This window comes from Lederbergia ruris, from assembly GCF_018332955.1.
GTDB classification, from domain to species: domain Bacteria; phylum Bacillota; class Bacilli; order Bacillales; family Bacillaceae_C; genus Lederbergia; species Lederbergia ruris.
Window position 1 is genome coordinate 79,662 of sequence record NZ_BORB01000016.1, and the last position, 18,004, is coordinate 97,665.

At 38.1% G+C, this 18,004-nt stretch carries 19 protein-coding genes and 1 other annotated feature; of the genes, 2 read left to right on the top strand and 17 right to left on the bottom strand.

Going from position 1 to position 18,004, the window contains the following annotated elements:
- Positions 1–15: 15 nt before the first annotated feature.
- The 14 genes from KI363_RS11020 to KI363_RS11080 all read right to left on the bottom strand — a co-directional run bounded on the left by KI363_RS11020 (position 16) and on the right by KI363_RS11080 (position 13,752).
- The gene (locus KI363_RS11020) at positions 16–2,292 is read right to left on the bottom strand and encodes an ATP-binding cassette domain-containing protein (RefSeq protein ID WP_212966327.1); all 2,277 of its coding nucleotides are present in this window, start codon (positions 2,290–2,292) and stop codon (positions 16–18) included.
- Between the two features lie 149 nt (positions 2,293–2,441).
- Positions 2,442–3,425 carry a Na+/H+ antiporter NhaC family protein gene (locus KI363_RS11025; RefSeq protein WP_246516834.1) on the bottom strand — a complete coding sequence of 328 codons (984 nt, stop codon included), beginning with the start codon at positions 3,423–3,425 and terminating at the stop codon, positions 2,442–2,444.
- Positions 3,418–3,924, bottom strand: coding sequence for a Na+/H+ antiporter NhaC family protein (locus KI363_RS22010; protein WP_246516835.1), 507 nt, complete (start codon positions 3,922–3,924; stop codon positions 3,418–3,420). The genes KI363_RS11025 and KI363_RS22010 overlap by 8 nt, the downstream gene beginning before the upstream one ends.
- Positions 3,925–3,981: 57 nt before the next feature.
- Positions 3,982–5,028 carry an aldo/keto reductase gene (locus KI363_RS11030; RefSeq protein ID WP_158321892.1) on the bottom strand — a complete coding sequence of 349 codons (1,047 nt, stop codon included), beginning with the start codon at positions 5,026–5,028 and terminating at the stop codon, positions 3,982–3,984.
- Positions 5,028–5,372, bottom strand: coding sequence for a TIGR04076 family protein (locus KI363_RS11035; RefSeq protein ID WP_158321893.1), 345 nt, complete (start codon positions 5,370–5,372; stop codon positions 5,028–5,030). The genes KI363_RS11030 and KI363_RS11035 overlap by 1 nt, the downstream gene beginning before the upstream one ends.
- A 1,010-nt stretch (positions 5,373–6,382) precedes the next feature.
- Entirely contained in the window at positions 6,383–6,805 is a 423-nt protein-coding gene (locus tag KI363_RS11040; RefSeq protein WP_212966328.1) for a hypothetical protein, read from the bottom strand.
- A gap of 471 nt (positions 6,806–7,276) precedes the next feature.
- Positions 7,277–7,615: a type II toxin-antitoxin system RelE/ParE family toxin gene (locus tag KI363_RS11045; RefSeq protein WP_212966329.1), complete on the bottom strand. Its 339-nt coding sequence runs from the start codon at positions 7,613–7,615 to the stop codon at positions 7,277–7,279.
- On the bottom strand, positions 7,578–7,862 hold the full coding sequence (locus KI363_RS11050) for a type II toxin-antitoxin system prevent-host-death family antitoxin (protein WP_158321896.1): 285 nt from the start codon (positions 7,860–7,862) through the stop codon (positions 7,578–7,580). Before KI363_RS11050 ends, KI363_RS11045 begins: the two co-directional genes overlap by 38 nt.
- 193 nt (positions 7,863–8,055) lie before the next feature.
- On the bottom strand, positions 8,056–8,625 hold the full coding sequence (locus KI363_RS11055) for a GNAT family N-acetyltransferase (protein WP_158321897.1): 570 nt from the start codon (positions 8,623–8,625) through the stop codon (positions 8,056–8,058).
- A gap of 82 nt (positions 8,626–8,707) precedes the next feature.
- Positions 8,708–8,932: a binding site (T-box leader), on the bottom strand.
- 29 nt (positions 8,933–8,961) lie between these two features.
- On the bottom strand, positions 8,962–9,831 hold the full coding sequence (locus KI363_RS11060) for a DNA-3-methyladenine glycosylase family protein (protein WP_212966330.1): 870 nt from the start codon (positions 9,829–9,831) through the stop codon (positions 8,962–8,964).
- A 120-nt stretch (positions 9,832–9,951) separates the two neighbouring features.
- Positions 9,952–10,749, bottom strand: a complete 798-nt coding sequence (gene pdaA, locus KI363_RS11065) for a delta-lactam-biosynthetic de-N-acetylase (protein WP_158321899.1) — start codon at positions 10,747–10,749, stop codon at positions 9,952–9,954.
- 75 nt (positions 10,750–10,824) lie between these two features.
- Positions 10,825–11,622: a YfkD famly protein gene (locus KI363_RS11070; protein WP_212966331.1), complete on the bottom strand. Its 798-nt coding sequence runs from the start codon at positions 11,620–11,622 to the stop codon at positions 10,825–10,827.
- Between the two features lie 71 nt (positions 11,623–11,693).
- Positions 11,694–12,749, bottom strand: a complete 1,056-nt coding sequence (cax, locus tag KI363_RS11075; RefSeq protein ID WP_212966332.1) for a calcium/proton exchanger — start codon at positions 12,747–12,749, stop codon at positions 11,694–11,696.
- Between the two features lie 151 nt (positions 12,750–12,900).
- The gene (locus KI363_RS11080; RefSeq protein WP_212966333.1) at positions 12,901–13,752 is read right to left on the bottom strand and encodes a YihY/virulence factor BrkB family protein; all 852 of its coding nucleotides are present in this window, start codon (positions 13,750–13,752) and stop codon (positions 12,901–12,903) included.
- A 191-nt stretch (positions 13,753–13,943) separates the two neighbouring features.
- On the opposite strand from KI363_RS11080, the gene KI363_RS11085 reads away from it, so the two are divergent.
- Positions 13,944–14,165: a DUF1128 domain-containing protein gene (locus KI363_RS11085; RefSeq protein ID WP_158321903.1), complete on the top strand. Its 222-nt coding sequence runs from the start codon at positions 13,944–13,946 to the stop codon at positions 14,163–14,165.
- Positions 14,166–14,238: 73 nt separating this feature from the next.
- Here KI363_RS11085 and KI363_RS11090 read toward each other — a convergent pair whose 3' ends face one another.
- From KI363_RS11090 to KI363_RS11100, 3 genes are all read right to left on the bottom strand, one after another.
- Entirely contained in the window at positions 14,239–15,843 is a 1,605-nt protein-coding gene (locus KI363_RS11090; RefSeq protein WP_212966334.1) for a GNAT family N-acetyltransferase, read from the bottom strand.
- A 92-nt stretch (positions 15,844–15,935) separates the two neighbouring features.
- Positions 15,936–16,508 (bottom strand): glycerol-3-phosphate acyltransferase, encoded by a 573-nt coding sequence (locus tag KI363_RS11095; RefSeq protein ID WP_212966335.1) that lies wholly within the window; start codon positions 16,506–16,508, stop codon positions 15,936–15,938.
- 173 nt (positions 16,509–16,681) lie between these two features.
- Positions 16,682–17,194 (bottom strand): type 1 glutamine amidotransferase domain-containing protein, encoded by a 513-nt coding sequence (locus KI363_RS11100; protein WP_212966336.1) that lies wholly within the window; start codon positions 17,192–17,194, stop codon positions 16,682–16,684.
- A 215-nt stretch (positions 17,195–17,409) separates the two neighbouring features.
- On the opposite strand from KI363_RS11100, the gene KI363_RS11105 reads away from it, so the two are divergent.
- Positions 17,410–17,862 carry a flavodoxin gene (locus tag KI363_RS11105; RefSeq protein ID WP_212966337.1) on the top strand — a complete coding sequence of 151 codons (453 nt, stop codon included), beginning with the start codon at positions 17,410–17,412 and terminating at the stop codon, positions 17,860–17,862.
- Positions 17,863–18,004: the final 142 nt, after the last annotated feature.

Below are 18,004 nucleotides of genomic sequence, written 5' to 3' on the forward strand. Positions count from 1 at the left end.
GGATCAATTCGGTCATCATGAATGCCCTCTAACTCCCTCCTTTAACCATTTCGCTGTCAATGTATCTGTATTTAACATCTTTTCTGGTGTTCCTTCAAATATAATATGTCCGCCTTGTTCTCCTCCTTCAGGACCCAGTTCTATGATCCAGTCGCTTGCAGCTATAAAGTTCAAATTATGTTCAATGATGATTACAGAATTCCCCTTGTTAACTAGAGTTTGAAAGACGTCTAGGAGTTTTCCGTTATCTTTTGAGTGTAGTCCTAAAGATGGCTCGTCTAATAGGTAGATTTGTCCTTCCTTTTGTAAGTGGCTTGCAAGTTTTAGACGTTGAATTTCTCCTCCGCTTAAAGAACTAGTCGTCTGCCCTAAGGTTAGATAACCTAATCCTACTTCTTTCAGTGTCTGCACTCTTTTTATTATCTTTGGCATTTTAAAATAATTCATCGCCTCGTCGATCGTTAAAGCTAAAATCTCTACTATATTTTTATCTTCATACCTATAGGATAGCGCTTCGTCTGAATATCTTGTACCGCCACATGCTTCACAGCGAACAGTCACTGGGTCTGCAAAGGCTACATCAGGCTTTGTCACTCCTTTTCCATTGCAGATCGGACATGCCCCTAAAGAGTTAAAGCTGAATAAACCTGCTGGTTGTCCCGTGCTTCTCGAAAATATCGTGCGAATATCATCCATGATGCCCATATATGTAGCCAGTGTCGAACGGTTGGAGATTCCGATGCCACCTTGTCCAACCATAATGGATTCGGGATAATTTTCTACGAATGCTTCCAATATTAACGAGCTTTTCCCTGAACCAGATACTCCACATATAGAGACTAAGACATTTTTGGGAATATTTAGGCTTATATTTTTTAAGTTATTGTTCCTTGCATTTTTTATTGTAAAATAACTTTGGATAGCCCTTGGATTTTGATTTATTTGTAGGTTGTCGTTGAGGATGGTTGCAGTTGGAGTGTTTTTGAGTCCCACTAATTTTCCTTGATAGATCACTTCTCCACCATTTACACCTGCTCCTGGTCCCATCTCTATTATTTCATCCGCTACTTTTATCACTGATAAATCGTGTTCGATGACGATGACAGTATTGTGTTGTTCTTTTAGACTTTTTAGCATCTGAATTAACAGGTCAACTTCTTCCGGGTGAAGTCCTGCACTTGGTTCGTCAAATATGTATGTGATATTGTTTAAACTGCTTCCTAAATGACGAGCGATTTTTACCCTTTGCGCCTCACCACCAGATAGGGTCCCCATTTTTCTTGATAGGCTTAGATATCCTAATCCCATTTTAATGAGATGTTTTATCTGTGGGATTGCCTGTTGTGCTATAGATTTTCCTATCGGATCTGTAATCTTTGTTAATTCTTTTAGTATGTCTGTAAGTTCTAATAGATCGTATTCTGCGATATTTAAGCCATTTATTCTGCATGCCAATACTTTTGGATTTAGACCTGAACCGTGACATGTAGGGCATAATGATTGTGTCGATACAGCTAAGACATCATCCTGTGATACTTCTTTTAGTTTCGAGATATCTCTGTTGATATAAAGACGCGTAAATCTTGGCAATAACCCATCCCACTCATGATCTTGCGGCCCATTTTTCGTGTGAAATGGCGCATAAACTTTCTCACCTTCCGCGGGACCATATAATAGCAAATGGAGTTTTTCTTCTGAGTAGTCCTTTATAGGTAGGTCTGGATCAAATAATCCGCCAGTCATCATCCATCTGCCCTGCCAACCTGAAGGTGATAATGGCTTAAACTTCACCGCATAATCGCGAAGTGACTTATTGAAATCGATCATCTTATTTAGGTCTGGCGCAATGACTTCTCCGAATCCACTACATTTCGGACATCTGCCAAAGGAACTTTGACTCGAAAAATCGGTAGCAGAACCTATCGATGGCTTTCCTATTCGCGAAAACAAAAGTCTAATCAATGGATCGATATCCATATAGGTACCAACTGTTGAACGAGAATTACCTCCTATCGGTCGTTGCTCTACGACTACAACCGGGCTTAAGTTTTGCATAAGATCCGCGTGAGGCCTTTCGTATCTTGGCATTTGATTTCTAACATAAAGAGGATAATTCAAAGTCATCTGTCTTCTACTCTCTGTTGCTAAAGTATCGAAAACGACTGAGCTCTTTCCTGAGCCTGACAGACCAGTAAATACAATGATTTTTTCTTTCGGTATGGTTAAATCTACATTTTTCAAGTTATTTTCTCTCATTCCCCTTAAAATGATTTCAACCTTTCTTTCTGACATTTTGTCATCCTTTCCGATTTATTTTTTTCTATATCCCGTTCACTTAAAGTCTTGCCACGCAGATGAAAAATAGTCTTCTCCATGGAGAAGACTAAACTTATTCGTGAATTCCACGGTACTTGGACTTAGGCGCCAGCAGTGGGACACTTTTACTTTGAGGGCGGTCCGATGCGGCCCCTATTGTGATAAAGTGTATTTTGTTTTTCTTGAGGGAAACTTACCGGTTTTCCATCTGGACCTTCATATTGACGGCCCCATCCTGTTATTACGGAGAATAATAGGACTAAGAATAGGATCATGCAATAGATCATTCCACCGCTGACCTCCGTTAGTAAAAGTGGCTCAACAAAATCATAACCTTGTGTCAGCAAAGCACCGAGGAAGACAAACACACTTAAAAAAGGGACGATAAGCACAATCGAATTCGCAAAACCATCCAATAGATTGGAACGACGATATGGATGCAAACCGACACGTTTGCCAATCTCATTCTGCACTTTTCCAAAGGTCGTCATCGATGCACTAGTCACACCACCAAAAATTAAAGTTGTGAACGAAATACCTAACATCATGGCGATTTCGGCACCGCGAGCCTTTTTGCATAACTTGCTATTCAGGATGCTATTTGTAACTTTTTCAAGCACACCCGCACCATTAAGCACACCCATGATCCCATAGACAGACATAACGAGCGTAACAGTTCCCATCATACCGCTGACGCCTGCTGTTAGAAACCCTGCCGGAACACCATCCACAACGGAGATAATATCGCCGAACGCTAACAGTTTACATGCTAAACCAGTAATGGTCCCTAAAATAATCCCAACCGTAATCGCCTTATAAATATCACGGAATTTGATTGCAACCATTAACATTGCAACTACTGGAATGAGCATCACCAGTGTCATTGGGTTCATATTTTCAACAAGGATATCCGAAGCGTTCGCAGCGACCGTTCCATCACCTCCAAAAATCCAGAACAAAGTAAAGGTGATCGTACCTGCAACGAAAGAATATTTAAATCGAGTGGCAACGCAACCACCTAATTCGGCAAAACCCTTCTTTTTTGTATATTCTTGTGTTCCTGCCGAGATGATCGTCGTATCTGAAATGGGCGCTAAATTATCACCCAAAAATCGCACCACTAACAATGGCGCCCGCTAGGAAGGCAGGGTCGCATCCCAACAATACGCCTGCCGGGTAGAAAATTGGAAAACAGGTAAACAGAGATCCGATGGAAGATCCAGTAGCGGTAGCAATGATACACACTGCTAAGAATGTAAATGCTGTGAAAAACCCTCCATCCACATCTAGTAATCTGGCAATCCATACAAAACCACCTGAAATATTCGTTGCTTTGATTAGTTCAGAGAACATCCCAATAATGAACAACAAGACAGCTATCGGCACAGCTTCTCGCACACCTTCATAAACGGAATGCCAATAACGTTCATAATTCCCTTTCTGTACAAAAATAGCGCCAATCATCAATGCAACAAAACCACCCATAGCAAGTGCATACATTTCAAATGCTTTAAAAACGATAAAATACAATACACAGAAAAACAGAAAAATAGCAACTGGAATAAACGCAATCCCCCAGCCACCTCTAAATTTAAGTTTTTGCTCCATACTAAACTCCCTATTCTATGCTAAACTTTCTATTCTATACTAAACATCCATTTTCACTTATTCTTCGTTTAAATTCATCTTCATAATATTTCTGAATTTTGAACCCGCGGTACGTTCAAGCTCAAAAGGTTCACCTTCTAAAGTTGGATAGTTGCTTAAAAATTGCTCGATTTCGTCAATATCAGATTGATCAAGTTCAAAATTAAAGATACGAGCATTGGACTCCACATGGCTGCTGTTTCTAACACCAATAATAGACGCCCCAACACCTTCTTGACTTAATATATATTTTGTAGCAACTTGAGCGATATTGACAGCGTGCTTTTTAGCGATTCGTTTAAGCAATAACAACAATTCTTGGTAGGCATTCCAGCCTAACGTTTCTTCAACAACCTGCAAATATTTAACAAGTGAACGGTTATCAGGGTCAACTTCCTCTGTACCAATCCATTTTTCCGCTAATAAACCGCCGGATAATGTACCATAGCATAACAAGGTAATACCTTTGTTTCGACAATACGGTAATAATTCTTTTTCTACACGTCGATCAAAAACTGAGTATTGATTTTGACAAGATACAATTGGTATTCCAGCATCAACAATTTCGGATAAATGCTTCGTATCAAAGTTTGTAACAGCGATATTACGGATCTTTCCTTTTTCCTTCAGTTTCAACAGATCACCCGCTGTCTCAACATAGCCAGGCACATTGTAGTCCCACCAGTGAAACTGCACGAGATCCAATACATCTCGTTTTTGACGTTTAAGGCTTCTGTCAATTATATTTTCTGTGTAATTGTAATCGACCTGACTAAGCAATTGGAGATCCGGTACATACTTTGTATGAATTTGAATATCATGTGGAGAAAGGGCGCTCCCAGATTTTAGTTCCGTCAAAAATTCACCAAGGAATTCTTCTGTTCCCGTATAAATATCTGCACAATCAAATGTCGTAAACCCTCTTTCAGCAAGCATATGGAAGGCCTTCATAACATCTTGCATGTCTAAATTTGCTTTTAAGCTATGTCCTTCCGAGAGCTGCCAGCACCCATTAATCACTCTGCTAATTGTATAATCCTTTGCTAATTCGAATCTTTCAACCATTATTCATAATCTCCTTTATGTATAGGTTCAATTGTGCAATCCGCATGACTAAAGTCCTTCGCTCCGATTCGAGTTATTTTAAATCTTGCACCACAGTTTGGATCTGGGCAAGCAATGACACTATCAGACAACATCCAATCATTTTCATGCAGGATCCGCTGCTTCGCAGGCAGTAATGGCAAAATCGCGCTTAAAGCATACATGGAAAATGAATTATTTTCCGGGAAAATAATGTCCTCTCCTATAACTAGGAAATAGTCACCTTCCTTATGTTTGCATACCATTGGTTTATCCGTAGCAACAACCTCTACTTTTAAATTATATAGTGTAAATTTATCATCCATGGGTCCACCTCCTATCAACACTTGCCATGATCAATAAAGTAAAACTTCATTCAGCGAGGGTTTAGGCCGCAGGATGCAAGTCACGCAGACGTTGCCACAGGACGTAGCAATCTTAGTTTGCGTTTTCAATTCTCCCACTGAATAAAAATGATCTTAGGCTAAAGACGCCATTTTCTAAGGCAACGCCTAAGTAGCCAACATCTTGTTGGTCCGAACCAATCGGGTTTCAGTCGGCTTCCACCTATCACTTACTCGATTACTTAAAGTCTTAAGTTGCTAGATTACTACCAGTTAATCTAGAATGGCTATTTTCTATTTCGTTTATCATTCTCCATTCTTTTATTATTTAAATTCTGGGATTTTTCACATTTATGTCGTTATATATAAAAAACACTAATCCTTGAATGAATTCGAGGACAAGTGTTAGCTTGCGGTACCACCATGTTTGATATGCATCATACATATCCTCTCTGCAGAATGCACACACACCCTAAACCTATAACGCAGGTTTTACGTCTAAACTACTTAAAAAATTCTTTTGCTTCGCCCCTTGAGGCCCATTTGCTGTTACTGCATCTGCCCAGCTTACACCATCTCGGATTCGCTGAAAGAACAGTTTTACTCCCTCATCTACGGTTTTAAAAAATCATAGCAATATCGTTTTCTATTGTCAACAATTTGTTCAATTAATCGCGCAATTGTTGAATAGGCTATTAGGACATTCCCCTCTTACCTGTAATACGAGAGACTACTCTGAGATGAGCGTATCATTTTCTCCATCCCTATCAATCCGGTACTTCTTAACATCGTTCCTATCCTCATAAAAAATATATTGATCGTCGTAAGTAAAACTCAATACAGATTTATCCGTGATTTTCGAATAGTAAAATCCTCCAAATTCATGGTATAGATTTTGTATTGGTCTTTACGATTCAAAAAGAGCAATTCTGCGTCTGTCAAAACAAAATACGTTGTGACGATATCGGGAAGAACTGTGTCCGAATCCGTCTTCATATCATACTTAACAACTTGGTATTTTTCATTAAAATAAAAAAATACTGACCGTCGAAAGCGACACTTGTTAATAGCGGTGCATGAATGATGACATTTGCTTTGCCTGTCAATCTATTTACCCACCTTATCTTGTCTGATTCGATAAAATAAACATTCTTTTTATCCAAGAAGAAAGAATCTATTTCATAGTAAAAACTCGAATCTGAAGTATCCGCTGAATGAAGTCCTAAAAAATGATCTTCATGTGAATTGATGTTTTTTTCAAAAATTATCCTCTCATCAAAAGTCGCCGTATCTACTTCTATGATGAAAAATCGACCCCGTTCTTCACCACGATGATAGGCAATTTCACTCAACTTCTCAAACTCTTGCTTCATATAATAGACAAACGGACCATTTCCATAAATATAATAACTCACTTGATTCATGCATTTTTTAAATTTCATCCTAAGAAAAGCGCAAGCGCCCGTTTAGCGGCGTACAAATTTAAAGGCTTCTGAAGAGATAAAGGAAACACGGTGAGGACGAAGGACGAACCGATGTTGACTTATCGTAGGAAGAAGACATAAATTTGCTAGCCGCTGGGCGCTGGAGCTAGATCATGCATTAGACAAAATTTATACTTTCCTATCCTGTAAAAAAGGGTAGTCTTATCCTGTTTCTCACGCTTGAATTTTTAAAAAATCAAGCTGCATGTAAACGCATTGGCGAGTTGCTTTTTTGCCAAAGCCTGCTCATACGCATAAACGACAATTGACCGATGTTGTCTTTTCATATTCACCTAACAACATCGCCAATCGTTATGGGATTATTCGGTTTTCTCCACTCCTGATGCTGATATTCTAGTATCAGTGGAAAAGAAATTTCCCTGTTGATTGAATTTTCACCTATTATATTAAGTTGCGATATTCTCTTCTTCCATCAACAATAGCATAAATAATAACAGTCTTATCTGCCTCATTTATCTTATAAAAGACAAGATGTTTTTCAACAATTACTACTCTATATCCCTGCTTTTTTAAAATCGAATATCTCGGTATACTTCCTGACTCCGGGAAGTCCTGAAGACGATTGATCGCAGTTTCTATTCTTTCCAAGTACCCAAGTGCAATATTAACATCTCTTGAATCATCTGCAATATAATATATGATGTCACGAAGTTGATCCTCTGCCTTATCCGTTCGTAATATTTTATACCTCATCTTTTTTCCTTTCGAGTAACGATCCACGAATATCATCAAATGAATTCTGCATAGGTGCGACTCGCCCATTTTTCACATCGTCCTCAGCTTCTGCAAGTGTTCGCAGTAATTCCAGCTCTGATTTCATCTGATAGTAATCCTGTAATCCAAGAACTGCGGTATCGCCTCGCCCATTTACGGTAATAATAACTGCATCTCTTGACTCTTTGCACTGCTTTGAGATTTCATTATAATGATTTCTTAAATCTGCTGACGGTCTTATTGCAGATCCCATAGTATCGCCTCTTTCAATTGTTATTTTTTATAGTCATATTATATCGCATTGTGACTATTTACTCAATAATTTATTCATGCCTGCATTTCCAGGTGTCTGTCCCCAGCACTGTAAGCTTTTTCGTAGTGAGGGACAGACTCCATTTAGAAACTAAATTTTAAATTGACAATCGGCTTAAGCATATAAGGATATCCTACATAGTATTTGTTTCTCTAATATCATAAGGATTTATTATTCCGAAATAAATTAAGTCTTCATACTTACCATCTTTTACTACCTGGTCTTTTAATAATCCTTCTTGAACCATTCCTACTTTTTGCATAATTCTTCCAGAGGCAGGGTTGGATTTGAAATAACGTGCGAATACTTTATGTAATTCTTTCTCCTTAAATGCAAAATCTATTATTGCTTTTGCGGCTTCTGTACCGTAACCTTTTCCCCAGTATTCCTCACCAATCCAATAGGCAATTTCCCCATTATTAAACTTTTGATTGTTTGATAATGAAATAGCACCATATAAATTTCCACTTATTCTATCTGTAATTGCAAATTCATATGAACGATCTTCATCGAAATTTTTCTGGTGGTTTTCTATCCATACTAAGGCATCGTTTAAAGAATATGGATATGGTAAGTAAAGTGTACTTTTATAAATATTAAAATTATTACATAATGCTTGAACAGTTTCTGCGTCACTTTTTTCAAAAATCCTCAAATTCAATCTGTCAGTAAGAATTGTCTTTTTTATTCTATTGTACTTCATAAAATGTCCCTCCGAATTTAATTTTAGTTTTAAAATACCTACTAAATTAACCCTTATTTAAATATAAAAAGCCTATCGTCTCTATAGAGACGATAGGCTGAACCCAACGTGGTACCACTCTAATTAATTTGCCAAGAAATGACAAACCTTCTTATTACATGTTAACGAAATCTATCCGTTTAGACCTACACAACTTCAGTCTAACCACTCATAAGCGACTTCGGGAGTTTTTGTTGACTACCTTCTCAGCAACCGATAGCTCTCTGAACAACTTAAGCTCCTTACTACTCTTATTCACAGTGTTTTCTTTACTTTTCAACATATTATATCCCCTTACTAATGCGGTTCAATACTTCGCCATAAATAGAGGGTGGCATAACTTAAATACGGCTCCCATTCGCGGCTATACTCCAACATTTTGTCCATCGTCGGTTTTTGCTCAAGAGCAAATAACTTTTTAATTGCATTTTGAATGCCGATGTCCGCCATCGGAAAAAGATTTGGTCTCCCTAAAGACGAGAGCAAGAAAGATTGGGCTGTCCAAGGACCAATACCGCGAATTTTTACTAACTCTTTCTTTATCTCTTCATCCGGAAGCTTGGCCAATTCCGCTAAATTTAGTTCTTTATTTGCGATTTTCTGTCCTAAGCCTATCACGTATTCCGCTTTTCTTTGACTGAATTTTAAATCTCTTAACGCCTCAGGCTCCAATTGTGCGATTGTCTCGGGAGTTGGGTAGAAGGGCACCCCATCAATTTGAAAACCAAACTTTTGCACAAATTCCGTTGTTAAACGAATGGCAAATTTCATATGTATTTGCTGGTGGATCATCGCTTTTACTAAAGTTGTATAGGGAGCAAAATCCAATATAATCGGTGTTCCCCGATGTAAGATAAAGATATCTTTTAAAGATGTTTTTAAAAAATGTGCATGGATATCTTGTAACGAAATGTTCCATTGAAATATCGTAATAATTTGGTTTAACACTATTTCTTTTGTTTTTTCTTGATGTCCACTTACAATAAATATGGGCTTGTCCGTTGTACCAATCGCTTGTACAGTCGCTACTTCAGGCTCTTCTCCATAAATCGGCACTCGGATCAATCTTTCCGCTCGATTTAGTTTATTTAGTGGATCCATTTCTAATCGGCTTAAACCTAAATCAAAATTATAAGGACCGGGAATCTCAATTTTTTCTTTCCACATGAACAAAACCCCAAAGATAAATATTTTCTTTAGTATAGCATAAGAAAGACCGCACAGTTCGACCGGATCTATATATTAAAAAGGCCATCCAAATCTTGGATAGCCCGGTGAAATTGCCCCTTACATCGTAAGGGCAGGGTTTTTTATTTGTTCTTTCATGACGAAATCGTCCAAGCTTTTGAAGGTGTAGCCTTGCTTTTTTAAGTCTTGAATGACTTTTTCAAGAGCTTCCGCATTGTCCTTTGAAACGGAGTGAAGAAGCAAAACCGCTCCTGGATGGACTTGTGCTAATATCTGGTCATACGCATACTTCCAACCTTTTTGGTGGTTTACTTCCCAATCTTTATAAGCAAGTGACCATAATACATGAGTATAGCCTGCTTCTTGGGCCACCTTCAATGTACGTTCACTTAAAACCCCTCTTGGTGGTCGTAAATATTGCATTCCTTTTTGCTCAGTGATTCGCTCGGTTTCTTTTTTTACTTTATTTAATTCTTGTTTAATTTTCGGGACACTCATTTGCGTTAAATCTGGATGGCTCCAAGAGTGGTTGCCGACAATATGCCCTTCGTTCACCATTCGTTTTGTGAGATCAGGGGCTGTTCTTAAATAATGCCCCGTAACAAAAAAGGCTGCCGGCACTTTTTCTTTTTTCAATACATCGAGAACTTGCTTCGTATAACCATTTTCATACCCATTATCAAAGGTTAAATATAAGCTTTTATCATCGGGGCTTCCTTTGTAAAAAGCGCCATATTTTTCAAGTAGGGCTTCATATTCCTGCCCAGCATCTGCTTGCTCACCATTCGTCGCTTTCTTAAATCCCCAATGAATCGCTTTATTTGAAATCGCCGATGCGGAACCAACGAATCCAAAAAGCAGGAAAAAGACAAAGCCGATCCTTATCACTTTTTTCATTTTTTTCTCCTTTCCACCTTTTTCATAGCTTTTTCCTTTTGTTCTCATTCATGTATGACAAAAAGAACCATTCACTTAAGGTGTTACCTGAAAGGTGAAATACAGATGATCTTGGATTGGGAGCCATGCGCCTATTTTTTGCGAGGTGACATTTTTTACAACAATTTCGCGTTTCATCCCGCGAATGACAACATACACCTCTCCATAAGTAACTTCGCCTTTTTCCACAATGGCGGGTACATAGGCGTCTAAGTGGCCTACTTTTTTGGGATTTACATTATAGACCTGATGGTGTTTGGTTCCTGCGCCAACCATTGTTTCTAAACTTAAAGGGAGCTTCGTTTTTTCTCTGGCTTTTAATAAGATCATGTTTTGCACATCATCAGCTTGTTCAAGTTTTGACGTTAATCCGCCTTTTATTCTTTTCTGGATTTGTTGGGTATAACTCATTTGTTGGTTTGCATTTCCTGAACTATTATCATACGTATTCGTATTCACTTTTTGGTACTGCCAATTTGGAGACGACTGTTCAGATTGATAATTCAGTGGAAATGTTCCCATAAAAATAGTTGCCCGCATCCCAAGGGCAAAAGGAGATTTGTTAATGGATGATTCATTCAGTATTTTAATTAAGTACGGATTTTCAATCGGTTCATTTGAGGATTCCAGTAATTCTTTTGTAAATCCACTCGGTTTTAATTGCGGTAAATCTTCATTTTGATTTGGATTTGTGTTTTCCTTTTCAATATTAATGACAGAAGAAGGTAATTCGATCGCGTTTTTACTGGCCTGTTCTTTCGCTAATGTATAAGAGCCTGGGCTACTTAATATTAAGGAAAATGCCAGTCCAAAAATTAAAGAGTATTTTAACATAAAGGCAAACCCCTTTCTATATTTCGTTGTTTGCCTTTATGTTTTTCAGAAAGCCTTTGGTTTATCCATGATTATAATAAATAAAAACCAAGACCCATGATTAAATAGGCGGCAACTAGGGTCGCTCCCTCAAACCAATTCGATTCGCCGTCATTCGATATTACAATATTAAGCAGGACAGCTGTCACCATCGCCACAATTTCTGGAATGGTAAAAACAAGTGGCATGGATTGGGAGTAAAATAACGAGATTAACACTAAAATCGGTGCGACAAACATGGCGACTTGTAAAGTAGAACCGACCGCAATTTCGACGGCGACATCCATTTTATCTTTAAAGGCCATTAAAACGGCGGAAGCATGTTCCGCTGCATTCCCAACAATCGCGACAATAATAACCCCAATAAAGAGTTCCGTCCAACCCATTTGCTCTCCTACCGTTTCGAAAGTATGGACAAGCTTTTCCGAGATGTAGGCAACAACAAGAGTAGCCAACGCCAAAATCAGAATGGCTTTTCCTTTACTCCATTCTGGCTCTTCTGTCTCGATGTTTTCTTCCGATTCCTTCGTATGATACACACCACGATGGGTAACAAGCTTGAATAATAAAGCAGCGATGTATAATAGAATTAAAATGATCGCAATTCCTGCACTTAACGTCATCGTTTTGGCTTCAGTTAAATTGCGACTAAACATTTCTGGAATGACAAAGGCCACAATGACTGCAAACATTAGTAAACCAGAGTTATGTCTTGCATCAAACACATTAAATTTCTGGACTTTGAATTTTAGACCACCTATAAAAAAGGATAGTCCGCCAACCAGCAATAAATTTCCAATCACAGAACCTGTTAAGGAGGCAAGGACTACCCCTATAAGGCCAGCTTTTAATGAAAAAATCGAGATGATTAATTCGACTGCATTGCCAAATGTTGCATTCAATAGTCCGCCTATTCTCGGACCTACTACAAGGGTTAAGCTTTCCGTTGCCCTTCCCATAAAACTAGCTAAAGCAATAATTGTTAAACAATAAATAACGAACATTAAAATGGTCGGAAAATGAAGCATACCTCCAATGACGGACAGAGGTATTCCGATGATCAACATAATTAGAAATATTCTATTCATGATCGCTAAATCCTCCTATGAAAAGCTTAAGCGCCTAGTTTACCAAGGCGCTTAAGCTCGATCGAAATACGACTCTTATTTATAATTCCATATTCTAATAAAAAAATTCTCCGTTCCTACCTAGATGCAAATAGTCTTTCATCCGTATTATTTACTGTTCATTTTTTTCACCTATTAAAGAGTTCAGCTCTCCTCCCACCATGATAATAATCGCGGAAAGATAGAACCATAACATCAGAACGATTATCGCCCCTAGGCTTCCATATGTAGATGTGTAGTTTCCGAATTCAGATACATAGTAGGAAAAACCGAAAGAAACGATAATCCAACCAAGACTAGCAAATAACGCTCCTGGAGCGGCTGTCTTAAATCTCACCTTTGTACTCGGCGCTAGCAGGTAAATGATGAAAAATACAATGAATAAGATAATCGGCGTTAAGGTCCACCGAATAAGTCCCCAAATCTGTAAAAATTCGCTCGAATAGCCTACATAGGAAAACATAAACATGCCTAATTGTTTCCCGAAAACTGGGACCAATAATGCAAGTAAAAACACAAAAATCATCGCTATCGTTAAGATAATGGCCAAACCTCTTGCTAAAATGAACGGTCTTCCCTCTTCCACATTATAAGCACGATTTAAAGAACGCATCAGGCCATTCATTCCATTAGATGCAGACCAAATCGTGCCGATAATCCCGATCGATAAAAGGCCGCCACTTCGATTGACCATTACCTCATCTAATGTTTTACGAACCATATTAAATGTCTCTTCAGGCGCAAACCCTTTTATGATATTGAATAGATCATCCTGATTCAATGGTGTATAAGGCAAAAGAGTTGTGATAAAAATCAATAATGGGAATAAAGATAACAGAAAAAAGTAAGCTAGTTGTGCGGCCATCCCAGTCACATCATTATCCATAATCTTTGTGATTAACCGTTTAATAAACTTGCTAATCTTCTGAGATTTTTTGCGTATTTTAATTTTTCTCTTTCGCATTCTTGTCCGCCTCCGTTCCATCCATTGCTGTTATTTTACCTTTTTCACTGCAAAACGAAACATCCTTTTCAACTTTGTCGCTTTGTGGCCGAGATTTCTTGGATAGATAACTGGACTTTCTGATATTTGACAATTTTTAAGAGTCGTGAAAAGATAGGAACAATGATTACATAGGGAAAGGATGAAATCGTATGGATTTAACACAAAACACACCAGAAAACATTGAATACATGGTCGATCAAATTGTAACAAAAATAAAAATGGTCAATGCCAGTGCGATCCAATATACAGATATGGGTTCGGAAGAATTTGAAGAATTAAGAGATATATATGAAATGGTTTTGCGAAAAAACAATTTTAGCCCAAGAGAAATGCAAGCATTAGCCGAGGAATTAGGACGGCTTCGCAAGTAGTCAACAAAAGACCCTATGCTTCTTCCTTTTAAATAGAAACAGGGGCAGGAATGGATTCTGCCCCCAAATTTCATTAGATAGAATGATTGCTTAATTTAGATATGTTCTCTTTATCTCTGAATCTAGACAAAGTCTCAAGCAGCTTTTTTATATCTTTTTCCGACATTTTATTCATACAGGAAATTTGTAACCAATTCCTCTTTTGTAAATAGCTACTTTCATAATGGAGCAGGAAACCGTTTAAAAAAAGATTATCCCCAATCGTTTTTGCTTTCTTTGCTTCCGAAAACTCAATCGTTATAATTAAGGGGGCAGCGTGTTCCCAAGGAGCTAATACGTTCCAATCCATTTCTTCCAATGCTTTTCTAATCTTCTCATATCGGTTCTTGATTTGATCATATACTTCGTTTGGGTGCTCATATTTTTTCAATGCTTGCGCAAGTGCCTCGACTAGATTGGATGATTGTGTATAAGGAACACCATTTGCTTCCACATAGGAACCTAAATCCAAATAACGTGGCAGACATAAGCTTGGCTGAACTTTTTCTTGGTGAAAAACAAAAGATAATCCTGTATAACTCCCTAGTGTTTTTCCGCTCACACCTGAAGCAAATGTGACTCCTTCTAAATTAAGTGGCACAGCCCCTAAAGAACTGACGCAATCCAAACAAAGTTTTACTTTATGCTTTTGGCTAATTTCCTTTAAGGATTCTAGATTGTTTAATACACCTGTAGATGTTTCGCAATGGACGGCCCATAACCATTGATATTTCTTCTCTTGGACGAGCTGGGATATCTGGTCATACTGAAAAGCCTCTCCCCACCCTACTTCATAATGATCAAATGAGAGTTGCCAACGCCTCGCATGATCCATGAGTCTATTGCCAAATTCTCCATTGATCAAAATCAAACCTTTTCCATCCAATAATGACAACTGTCCCGCAATAACATCATTGGCTAATGTCCCTGTCCCTTGCAAAATCTGGACAAAAGGAGCTTTTGTTAATGTTGTAAGCTGCTCTTGGACATAAGTTAGCAGGTGATCAAACTCTTTGGAGCGGTGTGAATATGGACTGCTTATAAAAGCAGACTGTACTTCATCCACAATCGTGGCCGGGCCAGGCATGAAGTTAACGGGTTCTTTTAATATTTTTCCAATATCGGAAGCTTCAAAAATGGCCTTTGTTAAATACATTGGCTGAAAAGCTGCCTTTTCATCCCCAGTTAAATAGGCGAATGGTTGAAAGCCTAGATGTTTATAAAGTTTTTGTTGCCTCGTTGTTCCCGAAATAATCGCAGCATCATATCCCATCTTCAAACAATAGCGAATAAGGGCCTGTGTTAATCCAACGAACACCCTTCCATTCCGATAAGCCGGGTCTACGGCCAAAAGTCTGATTTCACAAAGATTTTCAACCTGTACCGGAAGATGTTCTTCCACCTTTCCTATCTTTTGGTCTAAAGAAAAAGGGCGCTGATTTCTAACACAAATCATGCCAATTACTTGCTCCTTTTTCAAACCAATAATATATGTATTTTCATCATGAAAGCGATCACGCAACTTTTGCGTAGGATTTTCTCCATGTTGTGGAATTTCCTCTACAAATGTTTGATAGTTTAATTTTTCTATTTGTTCAAATTCTGATGGGTGATCAGCTATTTTAAAAAATAAGCTCATAAGCTATAGTCCCCTTCTCCCAAATTTTCCCTCAGTAGCAGAACCAAATTTTATTCTTTAGCCTAAAAACAATAGAAGTCTTCATGGCCGTTCTATTTATCTTTCTTTTGAAAATATCCTTTTATATTTTGCCGATGGGCGAATAACACCATGCCAGAGATACAAATACTGTATACAATCGCTTGTATTGGGTATGGATAGAACATCATCATGATAGGATACGATCCAACCGCCACCATACCTGAGATTGTAAAGCTTCTTAGAAAAAAATAAAAGCAGAGAAATACGCAAAGAAATAAGCCGAATAAAAGAGGATTAAACATCAGAAATCCTCCAATGAAGGTGGACATCCCTTTTCCTCCATGAAAACGAAAAAAGACCGGAAAGATATGTCCTATCACAACCATGAATAAAACCGCAAGCTGAAGACTGGAAGAAAAAGCAAAATATCGACCGAGAATGATCACGATTCCCCCTTTTGCCGCATCTCCAAGAAAGGTAAGGACAAAAGCGGTTCTCCCAAAAACTCTGCCAGCATTCCTCGCTCCAACATTACCGCTTCCTTCTATATGTAGATTTTTTCGATACAAGCTTTTTGCGATCATTTGCCCAGTTAAGATATTCCCTAATAAATAAGCAAACAATAATATTAATAATACTCTCATAGGCAAAATCCGTTCTTTTTTTTCATCATACCATGAAATTCCAATCGATCCTATATAAGATTTAGATTTTTCTATGAGACATTCATTCGAAAATAATGATTATAAGCTGTTTTAAGAGTTAAAAATAAAAAAAGATGCGCGGCCTCGCATCTTTTTTTATGGGGTGGTACAAATTATAGCAAATTTAGTGATTCGCGGATAAAGGCAGGTATATCATCTGGTGTACGGCTTGTCACGAGCTGATTGGAACAAACCACAACCTCTTGATCATGGAAATTTACTCCAGCATTCTCGAGATCCACTTTTATCGAGACATATCCTGTTGCATCACGGCCATCCAGTGATTTTGCCGTAATTAATAATTGTGGACCATGACAGATTGCGAAAACAGGTTTTTTATCATCCATAAAGGCTTTCGTAAACTTAACAAAACGTTCATCTGCCCTTAACTGATCGGGTGAAAAGCCCCCTGGAATAAATAAGGCATCAAACTCCTCTGGTTTCACCTCATCAATTCCTTTATCAATGGTTACTTCTGCCTGTTTATTTTTACCCTCTATTTTTTTACCTGCTTCCTTTTCAATCGTAATCACTTCATGTCCAGCTTCTTTAAAAGCAGCAGCTGGCTTTGTATATTCCGAGTCCTCAAACATATCTGTTATGACGGTAGCGATTTTCCTTCCCACTTTTACCAACTCCTTCAGAAAAAAATCATCACTACTATCATTCCCGAATGCACTAGATTAAAACTTATCCTTCCTTTTCACCTGTTTGTCACGATTTCAAAGGCCCAGATCTGCTAAAATAGATAGGGAGGAGTACAAATACTAGTGCTCGATCTTGTATTCATCCTCATCTTTTCTTTTGATACGCGTTCTACTTTCATAGAAAGAGTGAGTAAATGAAAAAGGTTATAATTATATATACAAGCTCAACCGGCAGCACAGAAGCGTTGGCTGAGGCGATCATAGAAGAGCTGAAACAAAATAATGAAATTGAGATTGCGGTCAAAGATTCATTTGCGGCAACCCCAGCGGAATTACATGAATATGACGGTATTCTAATTGGGACATATACTTGGGATGGTGGTGTAGTTCCTGATGAATTTATGGATTTTTATGAGGAACTGGATGAAGAGGATTTAACTGGTAAAATGGCTGCTGTCTTTGGCTCTGGCGATTCTTATTATACGAATACTTATGGAGCAGCCCTTACCCTCTTTGCAGAGAAATTATCCGAATCAGGAGCGGAAATCGTTCTCCCCAACTTCTTAATCGAACTATTTCCAGAAGATGAAGATCTTGCCTCTGCTAAACAATTTGCTCAACATTTCATCCAGAGTCTTTTCAAATAAAAAGCATCGTACGGGTTTGAACTGCACCCTGTCAAGTAGACAGTAAAAAAACAAAAATCTACGCAACAGTCTGGTACCGATATTCCAACGGTGTCAGGCTGTTTAATTTCTCCTGGTAACGTTCTTCATTATAAAATTGGAT